The sequence below is a fragment of the Ilumatobacter sp. genome, from assembly GCF_965215205.1.
Taxonomy (GTDB): Bacteria; Actinomycetota; Acidimicrobiia; order Acidimicrobiales; family Ilumatobacteraceae; genus Ilumatobacter_A.
On the sequence record NZ_OZ244049.1, the window covers coordinates 3,347,793 to 3,362,431 of the forward strand.

Annotated in this window: 15 protein-coding genes; 8 read left to right on the plus strand and 7 right to left on the minus strand. The window is 73.5% G+C overall.

Translation table 11 applies throughout. The features are described 5' to 3' along the window. Positions 1 to 20 precede the first annotated feature (20 nt). Positions 21 to 815, minus strand: a complete 795-nt coding sequence (locus ACOOHC_RS15635; RefSeq protein ID WP_420451325.1) for a YczE/YyaS/YitT family protein — start codon at positions 813 to 815, stop codon at positions 21 to 23. Positions 816 to 986: 171 nt separating this feature from the next. Here ACOOHC_RS15635 and ACOOHC_RS15640 point away from each other — a divergent pair, with 171 nt between their 5' ends. Then, positions 987 to 1,667, plus strand: coding sequence for an alpha/beta fold hydrolase (locus tag ACOOHC_RS15640; protein WP_420451326.1), 681 nt, complete (start codon positions 987 to 989; stop codon positions 1,665 to 1,667). A gap of 70 nt (positions 1,668 to 1,737) precedes the next feature. Here the strand turns inward: ACOOHC_RS15640 and ACOOHC_RS15645 are convergent, their stop codons facing one another. Continuing rightward, positions 1,738 to 2,421 (minus strand): O-methyltransferase, encoded by a 684-nt coding sequence (locus ACOOHC_RS15645; RefSeq protein ID WP_420451327.1) that lies wholly within the window; start codon positions 2,419 to 2,421, stop codon positions 1,738 to 1,740. Between the two features lie 100 nt (positions 2,422 to 2,521). On the opposite strand from ACOOHC_RS15645, the gene ACOOHC_RS15650 reads away from it, so the two are divergent. Then, entirely contained in the window at positions 2,522 to 3,760 is a 1,239-nt protein-coding gene (locus ACOOHC_RS15650; RefSeq protein ID WP_420451328.1) for an acyl-CoA dehydrogenase family protein, read from the plus strand. Positions 3,761 to 3,803: 43 nt separating this feature from the next. On the opposite strand, the gene ACOOHC_RS15655 is transcribed toward ACOOHC_RS15650, so the two are convergent. Next, positions 3,804 to 4,283, minus strand: coding sequence for a pyridoxamine 5'-phosphate oxidase family protein (locus tag ACOOHC_RS15655; protein WP_420451329.1), 480 nt, complete (start codon positions 4,281 to 4,283; stop codon positions 3,804 to 3,806). A gap of 70 nt (positions 4,284 to 4,353) precedes the next feature. Continuing rightward, positions 4,354 to 5,238 carry an aldo/keto reductase gene (locus tag ACOOHC_RS15660; protein ID WP_420451330.1) on the minus strand — a complete coding sequence of 295 codons (885 nt, stop codon included), beginning with the start codon at positions 5,236 to 5,238 and terminating at the stop codon, positions 4,354 to 4,356. Positions 5,239 to 5,299: 61 nt separating this feature from the next. Between ACOOHC_RS15660 and ACOOHC_RS15665 the strand changes: the two genes are divergently transcribed. From ACOOHC_RS15665 to ACOOHC_RS15680, 4 genes are all read left to right on the plus strand, one after another. Continuing rightward, positions 5,300 to 6,052, plus strand: coding sequence for a hypothetical protein (locus ACOOHC_RS15665; RefSeq protein ID WP_420451331.1), 753 nt, complete (start codon positions 5,300 to 5,302; stop codon positions 6,050 to 6,052). Next, the gene (locus tag ACOOHC_RS15670; RefSeq protein ID WP_420451332.1) at positions 6,049 to 7,473 is read left to right on the plus strand and encodes an alkaline phosphatase D family protein; all 1,425 of its coding nucleotides are present in this window, start codon (positions 6,049 to 6,051) and stop codon (positions 7,471 to 7,473) included. The genes ACOOHC_RS15665 and ACOOHC_RS15670 overlap by 4 nt, the downstream gene beginning before the upstream one ends. 38 nt (positions 7,474 to 7,511) lie before the next feature. Further along, the gene (locus tag ACOOHC_RS15675) at positions 7,512 to 8,489 is read left to right on the plus strand and encodes an LLM class flavin-dependent oxidoreductase (protein ID WP_420451333.1); all 978 of its coding nucleotides are present in this window, start codon (positions 7,512 to 7,514) and stop codon (positions 8,487 to 8,489) included. 117 nt (positions 8,490 to 8,606) lie between these two features. After that, a complete protein-coding gene (locus ACOOHC_RS15680; protein WP_420451334.1) occupies positions 8,607 to 9,410 on the plus strand; it encodes a DNA-formamidopyrimidine glycosylase family protein in 804 nt (267 codons plus the stop codon). 23 nt (positions 9,411 to 9,433) lie between these two features. On the opposite strand, the gene ACOOHC_RS15685 is transcribed toward ACOOHC_RS15680, so the two are convergent. The 3 genes from ACOOHC_RS15685 to ACOOHC_RS15695 form a co-directional block, all read right to left on the minus strand. Next, positions 9,434 to 9,745 carry a WhiB family transcriptional regulator gene (locus ACOOHC_RS15685; RefSeq protein ID WP_420451335.1) on the minus strand — a complete coding sequence of 104 codons (312 nt, stop codon included), beginning with the start codon at positions 9,743 to 9,745 and terminating at the stop codon, positions 9,434 to 9,436. Between the two features lie 88 nt (positions 9,746 to 9,833). Continuing rightward, positions 9,834 to 10,307, minus strand: coding sequence for an SRPBCC family protein (locus tag ACOOHC_RS15690; protein WP_420451336.1), 474 nt, complete (start codon positions 10,305 to 10,307; stop codon positions 9,834 to 9,836). A gap of 115 nt (positions 10,308 to 10,422) precedes the next feature. After that, positions 10,423 to 11,283, minus strand: a complete 861-nt coding sequence (locus tag ACOOHC_RS15695) for an LLM class F420-dependent oxidoreductase (RefSeq protein WP_420451337.1) — start codon at positions 11,281 to 11,283, stop codon at positions 10,423 to 10,425. A gap of 71 nt (positions 11,284 to 11,354) precedes the next feature. Here ACOOHC_RS15695 and ACOOHC_RS15700 point away from each other — a divergent pair, with 71 nt between their 5' ends. Together ACOOHC_RS15700 and ACOOHC_RS15705 are read left to right on the plus strand one after the other, a co-directional pair. Beyond that, positions 11,355 to 12,854, plus strand: coding sequence for a class I adenylate-forming enzyme family protein (locus ACOOHC_RS15700; protein ID WP_420451338.1), 1,500 nt, complete (start codon positions 11,355 to 11,357; stop codon positions 12,852 to 12,854). 159 nt (positions 12,855 to 13,013) lie between these two features. After that, complete coding sequence (locus ACOOHC_RS15705; protein ID WP_420453814.1) at positions 13,014 to 14,555, plus strand: acyl-CoA synthetase; 1,542 nt, start codon at positions 13,014 to 13,016, stop codon at positions 14,553 to 14,555. Positions 14,556 to 14,639: the final 84 nt, after the last annotated feature.

A 14,639-nucleotide genomic window follows, 5' to 3' on the forward strand; every position in this document is an offset into this window, starting at 1 on the left:
TCGGCGGAGGTGCGGCCCGATCAGCCGGTGCGTGCGAGCTCGCGGGCGATGATCGTCCCGTGGGTCGCCGAGACCCGGGCGATCGAGCGCGCCGCGATCGCGTCGACGCAGCGGTGACCGTGGGCGACGGCCGGTCCGACGAGCACCGCCACCAGCACGGTCCCCAGCCCGGCGGGCCCGCCCAGCGCGACGCCGAGGACCACCCAGGTCGCCTCGATCACCGGGCGCACGTGGAGAACCGGACGGCCGATGCGATCCGATGTCGCGCTCGCGAACAGCTCACCCGTCCCCGCGCCGAGACCGGAGACGACGAGGGCGCCGGCGCCCAGGCCGATGCCGCCGATCGCGACGAGGTGGATCGCGACGCGCACGACGAGCGACGACGGGAGATCGAGGCTCGCCAGCGACGCCAGCGACGCCTGCAGGACGGGCCCGACGAGCAGCGGTGAGAGGACGGTCCCCGGACCGGGACGACGGCCGAGCGCCCACGCCGCGGCCATGAGGGTGCCGACGGTCGCCCACACCGCGAGCGAGAGCGGCAGGCCGCTGCGGCGGGCGATCGACCCGATGAAGAGGTCGAGCGGTCCGGCGCCGAGGCCGGTCCACAGCGTGACCGACGCGGAGACGGCGATCGTGATCGATCCGACGACGAGCAGCGCCGAGCGGGTCGACAGCGACAGGGCCCGACGTGTCGGCCCGGTCGCGAGGACCGCCGCCACCGCTCCTGCCCGCGACCAGGCGCGACCGGCCAGGCGGGAGCGCAGGCTCCGATCCGGGGACGGGACCGGTCGAGGGGCGCGGGCGTCGAGTCTCACACCCCAGCATCGGTGCGCGACGGCCTCGGCAGCAGCGCGACCGGGGTGTCGTTCGTCATGGTGCCCCACGTCACCGACGGGCTCGAGCTCCCACGCCGGCACGGGACCCCCCCCTCCGAGCGGTCGATCGGACACCGCCGCCGCCGGTCGCGCTCGGTACGGTCGGGAGACGTGCAGCTCAACACCGTCCGCCGGGGGTCCGGGCCCCCCATCGTCCTCCTCCACGGCCTCGGGATGACGGCCGCCACGTGGGACGCCTGCGGCGACCTCCTCGCCGACCGCTTCACCGTCGTCGCCGTCGACCTGCCCGGCCACGGGGACTCGCCGCGACCCGGTGATCCGCAGGCCTACACCCGAGACGCCGCGCTCGCCGACCTCGACGCGGTCATCGCGGAGCTCGACGGGCGCCCGGTCCTCGTCGGGCACTCGCTCGGCGGCTACCTCGCGCTCGCCCACGCCGCGACCCGTCCCGACGTGGCGCGCGGCCTCGTGGTGCTGAACACGGGCCCGGGCTACCGCGACCCCGACAAGCGGGAGGGCTGGAACGAGCGCTCCCGCCGCAACGCCCACCGCTTCGGGGTCCCCGAGCACGTCGCCGCGCTCAACCTGCAGGAGGACTCCGTCGTCATGGACCGGCTGGCCGAGATGGCGGTCCCGACGCTCGTGCTCGCCGGCGGCGACGACCGCCCCGAGTACGCCGGAGCGGGCGAGTACATGCAGCGCAAGATGCCCGACGCGTCGGTCGCGGTGATCGAGGGGGGCGGCCACTCGATGCACGAGGAGTCGCACGCCTCCGACGTGGCCGAGCGCATCGCCGCGTTCGTCGATCGCATCGAGCTCTCCGAGCGCTGAAGCGCCGGCCGCCGGGGCCGCCGGCCGCCGGATGGCGGCCGGCGATCCTCCGATCCGTCGGACCGGCCGTTCAGCCCGGGGCGCGGCGGATGAGCGTCAGGCCGTCACCGATCGGGATGATCACCTGACGGGTGCGCTGGTCCGCGGCCACGTGGTCGTTGAACGCCCGGATGGCGGCGGTGTCGTCCGACGGAACGCCCGACGCGTCCCCGCCGTCGGTGTCGACGACATCGCCGGACCACAGGGTGTTGTCGACGAGCACCACCCCGCCCGGGGCGAGTCGCCGCATCAGCTCCTCGTAGTAGTCGACGTAGCCGCCCTTGTCGGCGTCGACGAACGCGAGGTCGATCAGCGGCCCGTCCTCGGGGAGCGCCCGCAGGGTCTCGATCGCCGGCGCGAGGCGCAGGTCGATGCGGTGCTCGACCGTGGCGGCTCGCCAGTGCTCGCGGGCGATGTCGGTCCACTCGGCGCTCACGTCGCAGCACAGCAGCCGAGCCGGGTCGACGAGCTCGCGAGCGATCGCCAGCGCCGAGTACCCGGTGAAGGTCCCGACCTCGACGACGAACGACGGTGCGAGCAGCGCCGTCAGCGACGCGAGCAGCTCACCCTGCTCGGGCGCGATCTGCATCCCCGCCACGTCGCCGAGCGCCGCCGTCCGCTCGATCAGGGAGCGCTGCACGTCGTCGGGAGGTGACGTGCGAGCGGTGAGGTAGTCGTTCAGCGGCTGCGAGAGCCCGATCGAGCGCGGTGACATCCACCCAGCGTGGCACGCCGCTCGGCGGACGGCGCGGCCCGTCGCCACGACCGAGCGAGCGGAGTGCGCTCGCGGTGGCGCGGCGCGCGACACTCGGAGGATGACCGCGCTCGACGACGCCCCCGCGACCACCGCCACCGCCACCGATCCCGACACCGAGCGGGTGCGAGGCGCCCTCGACGACTTCCTCGCCGCCCACGATCCGACGTCGATGGACGACATCGCGTTCCGCGGAGCTCGCTACGACGCCGGGCTGGCGTGGGTGCACTTCGCCGAGGGCGACGGCGGGCTCGGCGTGCGACCCGAGCTGAACAAGCTCGTCGAACGTCGCCTGCGCGAGGCCGGCGCCCAGCCCACCGATCCGCGCACGTTCTTCATGGCCCTCGCCGGACCGACGATCGCGACCCACGGCAGCGACGAGGTGAAGGAGCGCTTCCTGCGGCCGATGTTCACCGGCGAGGAGCGCTGGTGCCAGCTGTTCTCCGAGCCGGGAGCCGGCTCGGACTTCGCCGGGCTCGGCACCCGCGCCGTGCGCGACGGCGAGGAGTGGATCGTCAACGGCCAGAAGGTGTGGAACACCCTCGCCCACCTCGCCGACTTCGGGATGCTCGTCACCCGCACGGACCCCGACGCGCCGAAGCACAAGGGGATGACCTACTTCGCCCTCGACATGGCCGCGGACGGGGTCGAGGTGCGCCCGCTGCGCCAGATCACCGGTGAGGCCGAGTTCAACGAGGTGTACATGACCGACGTGCGGGTCCCCGACGCCCACCGCATCGGTGACGTCGGCGAGGGCTGGCGCGCCAGCCTCACGACGCTGATGAACGAGCGGAGCGCGATCGGCGGCGGCGGGGGCTCCACCCCGCCGCGCGGAGGGGCCGCCAACGACGCCGTCGACGTGTGGCGCTCGCTCGACGAGGCGCGCCGCCACCCCGCCGACAAGGACCGCCTGATGCGGTGGTGGGTGCGCGCCGAGGTCGGTCGGCTCACCAACATGCGTGCGGCGCAGAACGCGAAGGCGGGCAACCCGGGCCCGGAGATGTCCACCGCGAAGCTGGCCTACTCCGAGCTCAACAAGGGCCTCTACTCGTTCTGCGTGGACCTGTTGGGGCCCGATGCCCTGATCGACTACGACTACACGTTCCGTCGGCCCGAGGACCTCGACACGAGCGGCAGCACCCGCGGCCTGCGCTACGCGTTCCTGCGGGTCCGTGCCAACTCGATCGAGGGCGGGACGTCGGAGATCATGCGCAACATCCTCGGCGAGCAGATCCTGGGGCTCCCGGGCGAACCGCGCGTCGACAAGTCGGTGCCGTGGAACGAGGTCCCGCGCAACTGAGCCGTGGTGACGGCCCACGTCGGGGACCGCCCGGCGAGGGGGGTCAGGTCTCGATCGTCCCGCTGCGGCCCACGTCGGGGGTGTTGTCGGACACCTTCGACTTGACGAACTCGACGACCTGCACGGCCGCGGTCGGCGCCGTCCAGTACTCCCACCGGTCGGACTGCAGGTGCCCGACGACGGCGTCCGCCGACCCGCCGGGGAAGTAGGCGGCGGAGGCCTCGTCCCACATCTCCTCGAGCAGCTTCGGGTCGTCGACGAAGTGGAGGCGGCCGGCGATGGAGACCCAGGTGCTCCCCTCGTCGACGATCGCGGCGTTGGCCGCCTCGGTGGTGCCGAGCGAGACCCAGTCAGCGCTGCGCGCGACCAGGAAGAACACGTCGCCGTAGTCGTTGTAGGTCTGGATGCGCAGCGGTCGCGCCGACAGGGTGCCGCGCTCGTCGACGGTGGTCAGCATCGCCGTCCGCTCGCCCCGCAGCCGGTCGCGCAGGTCGTCGATGGTCATCGTGTCGTCAACGCTCATGGGGTTCCGGTACCCCCTGCTCGGCGTCGCCAACCAGCGCACCGGTTCGAACCGCGGGGCGGGTGCCGGGTCACCACGGCGAGAACGCCGGGTCGACGAGGCGTCGCTCGTCGAGCCCGGCGATCGCGTCGAGCGCGTCGGCGTCGAGCTCGATCTCACGGGCGCTCCAGTTGTCGCGCAGGTGATCGACGTCACCGGTGCGCGGGATCGCCGCCACGCCGTCGAGGGTGAGCAGCCACGCGAGCGCGGCCGCCGACGGGGTGCAGTCGTGACGCTCGGCGATCTCGGCCATCACCTCGTCGTCGAACACCTCGCCGCGGGCGATCGGCGAGTAGGCGGTGAACGCCCAGTCGTGGTCGCGGCACCAGCGGCGCAGCTCGTCCTGGCGGAAGAACGGGTGGCACTCCACCTGCAGGGCCTCGAGCGGGGCCATCGACGCGACCTCGTCGAGCTGCTCGACGGTGAAGTTCGAGACGCCGATGTGGCGCGTGAGGCCGGCGGCGTGGACGTTCTCCAGCGCGGCGAGCGTCGCCGACACACGGTCGAAGTCGACGGGCCAGTGGATCAGCAGCAGGTCGACGTGCTCCAGGCCCAGGCGCTCGATGCTGCGCTCCACGGACTCCTGCAGGGCGTGCGGCTCGTGGTGGTCGTTGGAGACCTTCGTCGTGACGAAGACGTCGTCGGCGCTCACCCCCGATGCCGCGATCGCGCGACCGACGGCCTCCTCGTTGCCGTACATCTGGGCGGTGTCGACGTGGCGGAAGCCGACGTCGAGCGCGGCGGTGACCATCCGCTCGGCGTCGTCGGGCTCGAGCTCGTAGGTCCCGAAGCCGAGCCGTGGCATCGACATCGAGCCCCGCGACGTGACGGCGGGGGTCGCTCCCGGCTCGCCACGCCCGACGGTGTCGTGCTCGGAGGAGTCGGCCTCGCCGACCGAGGGGTGCGCGTCGCTCATGGGGCGGCGGGTTCCCGCGTGCGCGGCCGGTGAAACTCGGGCGACCTGGCAGACTCCGCCGATGCGACTCGACGACTGGTCCACCGCGGCGGTCAACCTGCCCGAGCACGCGGACAACCCGATCCACACCGACGCCGGCGCACGTGCCGCCGGCTTCGCGGGCGCCCTCGTGGCGGGGGTGACGATCTACGCCTACCTCACCCACCTCCCGGCGGTCGGCTGGGGGGAGGCGTGGCTCGCCGGAGGCGGTGCGGGCGTGCGGTTCCGCCAGCCGGTCCTCGACGGGGAGCGCGTCGACTGCACGGTCGACGATCCCGATCCCGATCCCGATCGCGACGTCGGGGGCGGCGACGACGGGGAGGTCGCGCACGTCGCGGCGCGCGTCGACGGCGAGGCGCGCGCCGAGGCGACGTTCCGGTCGTCGGCGATCGCCCCGTCCGAGGCGGACGGACCCGAGCTCGACCCGGTCGAGTTCGTCGTCGACCCCTCGTGGTCCAACTACGGCGCTCGTGCGGGTGACGACTGCGCGATCTACGCCGAGAGGTCGATCGCGCACCCGGTGACCTGGCCCCGGATCGCGAACGGCTTCTGCCACGACCGACTCGCGCGCGGGCCGTGGATCCACGTGCGCAGCGACGTCGTCCACCTCGCGACCGCCCCCGTCGGCTCCCTGCTGAGGGCCCGGGCTCGCGTCGCGGACCGCTTCGACAGCCGGGCCGGTGAGCGTGCCGTGCTCGACGTGCGCATCTCGGCCGACGGCGTCGACGTGGCCGCCGTCGAGCACGAGGCGATCATCGAGCTGGCGTCGAGGTGAGCGCGCCCGAGCACCCGCGCTTCGCCCTCGGTGTCGCGAGCGGCGACCCGGCGACCGACGCCGTCTCGCTGTGGACCGCGGTCGACGGCGCGGACGGGGCCGTGCGGTGGCAGGTCGCGCTCGACGCGAGCTTCGAGACGATCGTGCGCGAGGGCGAGGTCGATCCCGACCCGGTCCCCCCGACGGTGAACGTGCGCGTCGACGGTCTCGAGCCGGGCACCCGGCTGCGCTACCGCTTCGCGGTCGACCGTCGCGACGGGACGGTCGAGCACTCCGCCATCGGCACGACGGCGACCCTGCCGGCCGAGGCGGAGAGGTTCGCGATCGGGCTGGCGAGCTGCGCTCGCCTCGTCACCGCGCCGTTCACCCCCTACCGCCACCTCGCCGAGCGCGACCTCGACCTCGTCGTCCACCTCGGCGACTACGTCTACGAGCACCCCCACCCCCGGCACGTCCCGTCGGGGCGCTGCCTCCACGAGGAGCAGTACCGCGCCCGGTACCGCCAGTACCGCGGCGACCCGTCGCTCCAGGCCGCCCACGCCGCGGCGCCGTGGATCAACGTGTGGGACGACCACGAGGTGGCCGACGACGCCTGGCGCCACGGCGGCCCCGCCGACCTCGACGAGGTCCCGGTCGACTGGCCCCAGCGCCACGAGAACGCCCGGCGCGCCTTCTTCGACTGGGTCCCCCAGGACCCGACCGGAGACGGCCCGACGGAGATGGACCGCCGCCTGCGCGTCGGCGGGCTCGTCGACGTCGTCCTCGTCGACGCCCGCCACGCCGGGCGCAGCCGACCGGTGCGCACGGCGGGCCCGGCGCTCGTCGATCCCGACGACGATCGGCGGATCCTCGCGCCCGAGCAGTGGGACTGGTTGGAGGGCTGCGTCGCGGACGCCGCGCACGACGGCACCTGGCTGGTGCTCGGCACCCCGGTGCAGGCCTCGCCGCTGCACCTCGCCCGCCTCCCCGGCCCCCGCCGTCGCCTGCGCTCGACACCCCTCGTCAACCCGGGCCAGTGGGACGGCTACCCGGTCGAGCAGCGCCGCCTCGCATCGCTGCTCCAGCCCGTGGCCGGGCGCGCCCTGATCTGCTCGGGTGACCTCCACGCCGGCTTCGTCACCTCGCTCGACGTCGGGCGCGGTCGCCCGATCCCGGAGGTGACGGTCCCCTCCATCGCGTCGGTCCCCTTCGCCGAGTCGGTCGGCGACGCGCTGCCGGTCCCCGTGCCCGCCGGCGCGCTCGGTCGGTGGCTGCGGCACCTCAACCCCCACATCGAATCGCTCGACCTCACCGGGCGCGGCTCGGCGTGGCTCGACGTGCGACGCGACCACCTCGACGTCGCCTTCGTCGACGACACCGGGTCGACCACCTCGACGTGGCGCCTCGACGCCGGCGGCGACGGCCTGCGCCCGATCACCTGAGCACCGGGTCGAGGACGGCGTCGCGCGAGCATGCGGCGATGGGAGATCACCCGGCGCGGCGCGCCGTGGGCCTCGGCGTCCACGTCGGTCAGCAGAACGCGACGATGGCCGAGCTCGTCGCGCTGTGGGAGCGCCTCGACGAGGTCGTCGACTGGATCTCGGTGTGGGACCACCTCTACGAGGCACCGCCGGCCGGGGGGACGACCCCGCACTTCGAGGCCGTCGCGACGCTCGGCGCGCTGGCCGCCACGACGTCGCGGGCGCGGATCGGCTGCCTCGTCTTCTGCGTCCCGTACCGCAACCCGGCGCTGCTCGCGAAGTCGATCGTCGCGATCGACCACATCTCGGGCGGTCGCTTCGAACCGGGCTTCGGGGCCGGGTGGCACGAACCGGAGTTCCGCGCCCACGGCTACGACTTCGACGAGATCGGGGTGCGCTTCGATCAGCTCACCGAGGGTCTCGAGATCATCTCGTCGATGCTGCGCCCCGGAGGCGACGACGACGCCACCACGTTCCACGGCGCCCACCACCGCGTCGACGACGTGCGCTGCGTGCCCGGCCCCCTCGACGGCTCCATCCCGTTGTGGACCGGCGGTCGCGGGCCCCGGCGCACCCCCGCGGTCGCGGCCCGGTACTGCTCGGGGTGGAACGTGCCCTACGTCGGCGCCGACGAGTACCGGCGTCTGAACCGACGACTCGATGCCGCCTGCGAGGACATCGATCGCGATCCGGCCACCCTGCAACGATCGGTCAACCTCGCGTTCCACCTGCGCGCCACCCGCGCCGAGGCCGACGCCGAGCTCGAGCGGATCCGGGAGCGGTGGGGAGACGATGCCGAGCGCGTCACGGCCGGGGCGCTGACCGGCACCCCCGAGTCCGCGATCGAGCAGATCGCCGCACACCGCGAGGCGGGCGCCGACCTCGTGAACGTGGCGCTCCGCCTCCCGGTCGACGCCGACGCCCTCGACGCCTACCTCGACGAGGTCGTGCCGACGGTGCGTCGCGAGCTCACCTGACGTGACCGGGCCGCGGCGGGGCGCGTTTCCTCCGACGTGAGCCGGGGTACGGGCCCGGCGTGCCCGACGATCTCGACGACCACCGACCATCGATCGACGCGCTGCGGGTCGGCTGAGGTGCCGGAGTTCGTCGAGGTCGAGGCGTACGCGCGGACCGCACGCCCCGTCATCGGCGGCACGATCACCGGCATCGACGTCCGCGACGAGAGGTTGCTGCGGCGCGCCGAGGAGGGCTACGACGCCGAGGTCGCGCACGTCCACGGCGTCGTCGGCGGGGCGACGATCCGCGACGTCCGACGGATCGGCAAGCTGCTGCTGCTCGACCTCTCCGGCGACCGCACGATGGCGCTCACCTTCGGCTTGCGGGGCTGGTTGCAGCTCGACGGCGAGATCGCCCGCGCCGACGGGACGCGCCGCACCCGCGAGGTGCGCGAGGACCACGTGCGCCTCGCCCTCGAGATCGACGACGAGCACGAGCTGCTGCTGGAGGACCTGCTGCGGCTCGCGACGCTCGAGATCGACGTCGACGAGGGCCGCCTGGGCGTCGACGTGCTCGAGCTCGACAAGTCCACGTTCCGCGACGTGCTCGCCGGGTCGCGGGCCACGATCAAGGGCCTGCTGATGGATCAGCGCCGCATCGCGGGGATCGGCAACCTGATCGCCGACGAGATCCTGTACCAGGGCAAGGCCGATCCCCGGCGCACCGCATCGGAGATCGTCGGCGACGATCTCGACGACCTGTGGACGGGTCTGCGCCGCACGCGCCGGCGCGTCCTCGAGCGCAACGGATCCCACCACGGGGTCCTGATCCAGAGCGGATCACGGGAGAGGGGCGAGTCGTGCCCCCGCTGCGACGTCCCGATGGAGCGGGTGAAGGTCGGCGGCCGAACCTCCTACTTCTGCCCGCGCCACCAACGCTGACGCCGCAGGACGCCGGGGCGGAGTCAGGCCGAGCGCGGCTGGTTCAGACCGATCGGCGCCGTGAGGTGGTACCCGGCGACGTGGCGCTCCTGCTCGTCCTCCCCGCCCCAGAACCCGTACTCGCGGTTGCGGCGGGCGAAGTCCCGGCACTCGACGCTCACCGGGCACTGGGCGCACAGCATCGCGGCGATGCGCTCCCGACGGGCCCGACGCTCCGGTCGCTCGGAGGTGCGACCGAAGAACAGATCGGTCCGCCCTCGACACACCGCCTGGTCCAACCACGGGGTCCCGGCGTGGTCGGTCGATCGGAACTGGGGTACACCCTTCGACGCCATGCCCGGTGGGTACCCCGCCGCCGCGGAGCCGATTCGCGACGATCGACGAAGTCCCCACCGCCCGGGGGCCTCAGCCCGGCCGCGACGGTCAGGACTCGAGGTGGGCCCTGAGGTTGGCCAAGGTGGTCTCGCACGCTCTCCGGAGGTTCTCGCAGCGACCCTCGATCCGGCCCGGGTAGACGTCGGGGAGCGCGAGCATCGGGGCGTGGAACGACTCGGTGACGACGCTTCCGTCACCGTCGGGTTCGATCTCGTAGCTCCACGTGGTCGCGTGCTCGAAGCCGGGCGGGACCTCGTAGGCGAAGCGGCGGCCGGGCTCCAGCTCGGTGACGACGCAGTCGGCGTGCCACTCGTGGTCGCCCGAGCGGTTCCACCCACGGAAGCGCGCGCCCACCTCGACCGCGTCCGATCCCTCCAGCAGCTCGCAACGCTCGTTCTCCGGGCTCAGGGTCGGCAGGACGTCGAGGTCGGTGAGCGCGGCGAACACCACGTCCGGGGCGACGTCGAGGCGCACCGTCGCCGATCCGTCGACGGGGAGGTCATCGGTCGAGGTGGGGCTCATCGCACGAGGGTGGCACGGCGCCTCGCCCGCGCCACGATCGGGCGGCGAGCGACCTCGTCGCCGGCAGCGCTCACCGACGTCGTGCGGCGAAGGCCCTGGTCGGCGACGGGGCGGGTCAGGGGGTCGCGAGCGGAGCCCAGTCGTCGAGCTGGCGCAGCGCGTCGTCGCGCCGGTGGGAGTCGAGGGTGAGCACCACGCGGTGCACCCCCTCGTCGAGCAGGTTCGCGATCGCCGCGGGGTCGCGGTTCGCCCCGAAGACGCTGACCTGGACCTCCGAGGGGTCGCGACCCTCGCGCTCGCACGCTTCGGCGAGCCGTCCCAGCCTCGACGCGAGCGAGGGGCGGGCGCTGATCGGCATCCACCCGTCGGCCCAGCGGGCCACGTGACCGAGCAACCGCGGGCCCGCTCCCCCACCGAGGTGGATCCGCGGACCCCCCGCCTGGGCGGGCTTCGGCCACGCCCAGGACGCCTCGACGCGGACGTGGTCCCCCGCGTAGGAGGCGACGTCGTCGCGCCACAGCGCCCGGACGGCCTCGGCCGACTCGCGGGTCCGTTCCCACCGGTCGGGGAAGGACACCCCGTGGTTCCCCAGCTCCTCGCGGTTCCAGCCCATCCCGACGCCGAGCTCGACGCGACCACCGCTGAGCGCGTCGAGGGTGGCGTACTCCTTCGCCGTCCAGATCGGGTCGCGCGCCCCGAGCAGCACGACGCTCGTCCCGAGTCGCAGCGTCGTCGTCACCGCCGCGGCCATCGCGAGCGACACCGTGCAGTCGAGCAGGTGGGAGTAGATCTCCGGCAGCGGCTCCCCGGTGAGCGAACCCGGCCACGGCGTCTCCCGGCTCACCGGGATGTGGCTGTGCTCGGGCAGCCACAGCGACTCGAAGCCCCGATCCTCGACGGCGCGGGCCAGCTCGGCCGGGGCGATCCCGTCGTCGCCCGAGAGGAGGGTGATCCCGATCCGAGCCGACGCCGCCATCGGCCGGAACGTACTGTCTCGTCGACGCAGCGGCCGATCCCGAGGCGCGCTCGACGTGAGGGGGCTCCACGATGATCCACTTGGCCGAGATCGGTCGCTACTGGGCGCGGATGCGCCCCGACGACGTCGGTCTGCGCTTCGAGGGCCGGTCGTCCACCTGGCGCGAGCTCCACCGGCGCAGCGACGAGCTCGCCGCCGGGTTCGCTGCCGCGGGCGTCGGCGCCGGTGACCGCGTCGGGCTCCTGATGGGCAACCGACCGGAGTGGTGCGACGTCACGATGGCCACGCTCAAGCTCGACGCGATCGTCGTGCCGATGAACACCCGCTCGACGGCCACCGAGGTCGCCTACGTCGCCGACGACGCCGACTGCCGGATCGTCGTCAGCGAATCGAGCTTCGCCGGAGCCCTCGACCGCCTCGGCGATCGACGCGTCGTCGACGCAGACGACCTCGAGGGGATGCGGCTCGCCGACGGGATCCCCGCGCCCGATCCGACCGCGGGCGGACCGGCCCCGGCGTTCATCTGCTACACGTCCGGCACGACCGGGGACCCGAAGGGGGCGGTCCTCACCCACGACTCGTGGGACGCCGGGTCGCGCGGGTGGGCCCAGGCGATGTCGCTCGGCGTCCACGACCGGGTCCTGCTGCCGTTCCCCCTGGCGTTCACCGGTGGGCTCGCCGTGTGGTTGTTCACCTACTGGAGCGGCGGGTGCGTGGTGCTGGAGCGGGCGTTCGACCCCGGGCGCGCCCTCGAGCTGCTCGAGGGCGAGCGCATCACCGGGCTGTTCGCCGTGCCCCAGATCTACCGGGCGATGCTCGACCACCCCCGCTGGGACGACACCGACCTGACGTCGTGGCGGATCGCGTCGTCGGGGGGCGCGGCGGTCCCCGAGTCGCTGATCCGCGCCGTGCAGGCCCGCGACGTCCCGATGGCCCAGGGCTACAGCCTCACCGAGGCCTCCGCCGCCGGCACGGTGCTCGCACCGGCCGACGCGCTGCGCAAGCTGGGATCGGCCGGTCTCGCGGTGATGCACGGTCGGATCCGGATCGCGGACGCCGACGACCGCTCCGTCGCGACCGGCGAGGTCGGCGAGATCCTCGTCGCCGGCACCCAGAACATGATCGGCTACTGGAACCGCCCCGAGGAGAGCGCGGCGGCGCTGCACGGCGGGTGGCTGCACACCGGCGACGTCGGCCGCCTCGACGACGAGGGCCACCTGCACGTCGTCGACCGGGTGAAGGACATGCTCATCTCCGGCGGCCTCAACGTGTACCCGGCCGAGATCGAGCGGCTCCTCGCGCACCTGCCCGGGGTGCGCGAGGTGGCGGTCATCGGGGTGGCCGACGAGCGATGGGGCGAGACCCCGGCGGTGGTGGCCGTCGGCGACGACTCGGTGACCCCGGCGGCGGTCCTCGAGGCGTGCCGCGGCACCCTCGCCGACTACAAGCTGCCGCGCTACCTCGTCGTGCGCGACGACGACCTGCCGAGGAACATGTCGGGCAAGGTCCTCAAGCGCGAGCTGCAGGACACCTACCGCGACCTCCCCGCCTCGGCCCCGCCGATCCGCTGACACGACACGTCGGGGCCCGAGCCGAGCCACCGGCCGCCGGTTCGCTAGCGTCGGCGGGCGACCGAAGGAGGGATCGTGTCGACGTCCACCGCGCAGCTCACCACCGACCCCGACCGGACGGCGGCGCTCACGTCACCTCGCCCGCCCGGGCACGGCGCCGTGCGCGCCTACGACTGGATCGCCCACCACGCCCGGAACCGCGGCGGCAGGGAGGCGATCCGCTGCCTCGGCACCGACCGCACCTTCACCTACGCCGACCTCGACCGACGCGTCGACGCGCTCGCCTCCCACCTCGCCTCGATCGGGGTCGGGCGCGGCGACCGGGTGGCGATGCTCGCGCACAACGGCGTGGAGTACTTCGACCTGCAGTTCGCGTGCGTGCGGACCGGGGCGATCTGCGTCCTGCTCAACTGGCGCCTGACGGTGGCCGAGCTCGAGTACGTCGTCGGCGACAGCTCCCCCACCCTGATGATCCACGACGCCTCGTTCGACGGGTCGGCCGAGGAGCTGCAGCGGCGCTGCGCGATCCCCGAGCTGCTCGAGATCGACGGCGGCACCGACGACAGCGCCTACGAGCGCGCCCTCGCCGAGGCGGCGGGCGGGGGGTACGACGCCCCGGAGCTCACCCACGACGACGTCGTGACGATCATGTACACCTCGGGCACGACCGGCCTGCCCAAGGGGGCGATGATCACCCACGGGATGAACTTCTGGAACTGCGTCAACCTCGGCGTGCCGGCGGCGGTCGGGATCGACACCGTCCACCTGAACATCCTCCCGCTGTTCCACACCGGCGGGCTCAACTGCTACAGCAACCCGGTGCTCCACGCCGGCGGGACCGTCGTGCTGGTGAAGGAGTTCGAGCCGGGCCGCGCCCTCGCCCTGCTGGGCGACGAGTCGCAGGGGATCACCCACCTCTTCGGGGTCCCGGCCCCGTACCAGTTCATGATGCAGCACGAGGACTTCGACTCGACCGACCTGTCGCGCCTGCGCAGCGCCGGGGTCGGCGGGGCGCCCTGCGCGCTGACGATCATGGAGGCCTGGCAGGAGCGTGGCGTCACCCTGATGCAGGGCTTCGGGATGACCGAGACCAGCCCGGCGTCGATCTTCCTCGATCCGGCCGACGCGCTGCGCAAGATCGGCTCGACCGGCAAGGCGCTGATGCACACCGAGTTCCGCATCGTGGACGACGAGGGCGCCGACCGCGGGCCCGACGAGGTCGGTGAGCTGTGGGTCGCCGGGCCGAACATCACCCCCGGGTACTGGAACCGACCCGACGCGACCGCCGACGCGTTCGAGGGGCGGTGGCTCAAGACCGGCGACGCGGCGCGCGTCGACGACGAGGGCTTCGTCTACATCGTCGATCGCTGGAAGGACATGTACATCTCGGGCGGGGAGAACGTCTACCCGGCCGAGGTCGAGAACGTGCTGTACCAGCTCCCCGAGGTGGCCGAGGCCGCGGTGATCGGGGTCCCGAACGACAGGTGGGGCGAGGCCGGCCTCGCCGTGCTCGCGCTGAAGCCCGGCGCCGAGATCGACCGATCGACGGTCGTCCAGCACTGCGTCGGGCAGCTCGCGAAGTTCAAGGTCCCGAACGACATCGCGATCGTCGACGAGCTGCCACGCAACGCCACGGGCAAGGTGCTCAAGCGCGAGCTGCGCGACCGCTTCGTCGATCCCGACGCGCCGCGCGTCTCCTGAGCGGGATCGCCCGCCGCCGCGCCCCGCCGCGACCGGCCGATGCCGAGGTCGAGCTGCGCGGGGCGGCCGGGGCCGCCGGCGGCG